The following is a 3135-nucleotide window of genomic DNA, read 5'->3' on the forward strand; positions in this document are numbered from 1 at the left end:
TCATGGTCCCAATGAGTATCACCATTTGCTTTATATTTAAATTGTTTGATTAAATTTTCATCAGAATCATATTCATGAGTAAAAGTGTTGTCGTTTGTCCAATCGATACTGCTATCTTCATTATGTCTTTTGACTAATCTTTCATTTGGATTATCGTCATTATACTCGACAGTATAAGTATCTTTGTGGTTCCAATGAATATCGCCGTTTTCTTTATATTTGACAGATCTAATTCTATTTCCATCAGAATCATATTCAATAGTCACATCTTGACCGCCATCTTCCTTATGCGAATGTTTTTTCCACAATTTCCCGTTAACGTCGTAGTCGAATGTGCAAGTATCTTCATGATCCCAATGAGGAGAAACACTTCCTTCTCCGTCTTGCTTATATTTTAGTTTTTTAATTATTTTTTCATTAACGTTATAAACGATTTCTAAATCTAAAGTACTATCTTCTTTGTATTTATATTTTGCCTTTCTTTTTTTATTTTGGCATAAAGCTCCATAAGTGTTTTCATGGTTCCAATGAATATCACCATTTTCTTTATATTTCAATTGTTTAGTGATATTTTTATTTTTATCGTATTCACGAGTAAAAGTGTCTTCATGGTTCCAATGAACGTCACCATTTGCTTTATATTTCAACTGTTTGATTAAATTTTCATCAGAATCATATTCATGTGTAAAGGTGTTGTCATTTGTCCAATCGATACTGCTATCTTCATTATGTCTTTTAACTAATTTTTCATTGTTTTTATACTCAGCGGTGTAAGTATCTTCATGGTTCCAATGGATATCGCCGTTTTCTTTATATTTGAAAGTGCTAATTATATTTTGGTCATCGTTGTAAATTTTTTCTAAATCTTTTTTTCCATCTTCTTTAAAAGTTATTTGTTTAGTGATATTTTTATTATCATCGTATTCTCTAACAAAAGTGTTTTCATTGTCCCAATGAATATCACCATTTGCTTTATATTTCAATTGTTTGATTAAATTTTCATCAGAATCATATTCATGAGTAAAGGTGTTGACGTTTGTCCAATCGATACTGCCGTCTTCATTATATCTTTTAACTAATTTTTCATTGTTTTTATACTCAGCGGTGTAAGTATCTTCATGGTTCCAATGGATATCGCCGTTTTCTTTATATTTGAAATAATTAACCACTTTATGATTTTGGTCATATTCACAAGTATAAGTGTTTTCATGATTCCAATGGATATCACCATTTTCTTTATGTTTTAAAAATTTAGTTAATTTTTTGCCATCTGAAAATAACTCAACAGTGTATGTTTTAGGGTGCGTCCAATCAACACTTCCATCTTGTTTATATTTTTTAAATGTTTTTTTCAGTTGATTATATTCGATAGTTGTAGTTTGAGGATTTTCCCATTCTACATCTCCATTTTGTTTATGTCTAAAAAGTCCGATCGGTCTTCCTTTTTTGTCGAAACTAGTAGTATAAGTGTCTTCGTGAATCCAATTTATTATTTTACCTTGATCATCATATTTTAATTTTAAAATTTTTGTTTCGTTCTCATTATTATTGTATTGAATGTCCCAATCTTTAATGTCTTCTGTTTTATTTTTCCATTTTGTGATTTTTTTTCCTGTTTCATTCGTTTCTACAGTGAATAAATCAATTAGCGCTTTCATACTGTTGACAAATTCTTCTTTTTCTGAATTTGGGTTACTTTGCAACTGCGCTAAAGCTACTTCTGTTAAGTTAACGTCAGTTATTTCATCCGGAGTGAAGCCTTTTTCTTCGCGATAATTTTTACAAATTGATAAAGATTCTTTAATAAAAGCCATTTTTTTCTTATGATTTGTAAAATCTAATAATTGTTTAGTTACTTGAGTTAATTCTTCTAAGGTGGAAGTAGGTGTTTGTGTTTGTTGATTTTGAATCTTGTCTCTTAAAGTTTGATCGCTTACTTCTTCAACTGTGATATTTTTTTGTTCTCTATAAGTTTGAGAATTGGAAAAAGCTTGATTTCTTAAATTAACTCTTTCTGTTATTCTATCGTCTACTAATTGTTTGGCTACTTGAGTTAACTCTTCTAAAATTGAAGTAGGTTCGTTATTTTGTTTAGTTTGAATCGCGTTTCTTAAAATTTCATCACTTACTTCTTCGACTGTTATACTCTGTTTTTCTCTATATGTTTGAGCATCGTTTAAGGCTTGATCTCTTAAATTTTTTCTCTCTGTTAATCTATCATCTACTAATTGTTTAGCTTCTTGAGTTAATTCTTCTAAGGTTGAAGTAGGTGTTTTGGTTTGTTTCGCTTTAATCGCGTCTTTTAAAAATTGATCACTTACTTCTTCGACCGTTATATTTTGTTGTTGTCTATATTCTTGAGCGGCAGGTAAGGCTAGATTTCTTAAATTAGTTCTTTCTAATAATCTATTATCTACTAATTGTTTAGCTACTTTAGTTATTTCTTCTAAGGTGGAAGTAGGTGTTTGTGTTTGTTGATTTTGAATCGCGTCTCTTAAATTTTGATCACTTACTTCTTCAGTTGTTATATTTTGTTGTGTTCTATATGTTTGAGCATCTGTTAAGGCTTGATCTCTTAAATTTTTTCTCTCTGTTAATCTATCATCTACTAATTGTTTAGCTTCTTGAGTTAATTCTTCTAAGGTTGAAGTAGGTGTTTTGGTTTGTTTCGCTTTAATCGCGTCTTTTAAAAATTGATCATTTACTTCTTCGGTTGTTATATTTTGTTGTTCTCTATATGTTTGAGAATTAGATAAAGCTTGATTTCTTAAATTAGCTCTCTCTGTTAATCTATCGTCTACTAATTGTTTAGCTGCTTGAGTTAATTCATGCAAAGAAGAGTGAGGTTTGTTGTTTTGTTGATTTTGAATCTTGTCTCTTAAAGTTTGATCACTTACTTCTTCAACTGTGATATTTTTTTGTTCTCTATAGATTTGAGAATCAGATAAAGAATTTGACAAATTTTGTGCTTTCTTATTCCTGCTCATACTCAGTCCAAAAAATATTGTTAAAACAGTTAATAAGCCAACTAAAAACAATATTATTATTATTTTCTTATGTTTCCGAATAAATTCTTTAGAATTCATATTTTTTAACCTTTCTTTTTTTGAATTAATATTAATAATTTATTTTTTA

At 28.9% G+C, this 3135-nt stretch carries 1 protein-coding gene; it reads right to left on the reverse strand.

Features of this window, described 5'->3' with window-relative positions:
• Positions 1-3086, reverse strand: a 3086-nt coding sequence (locus tag HR065_RS01700) for a hypothetical protein (protein WP_178734186.1), incomplete at its 3' end; no start/stop codon positions are given.
• Between the last annotated feature and the right edge of the window lie 49 nt (positions 3087-3135).

This window comes from Candidatus Phytoplasma pruni, from assembly GCF_013391955.1.
Lineage (GTDB): Bacteria > Bacillota_I > Bacilli_A > Acholeplasmatales > Acholeplasmataceae > Phytoplasma.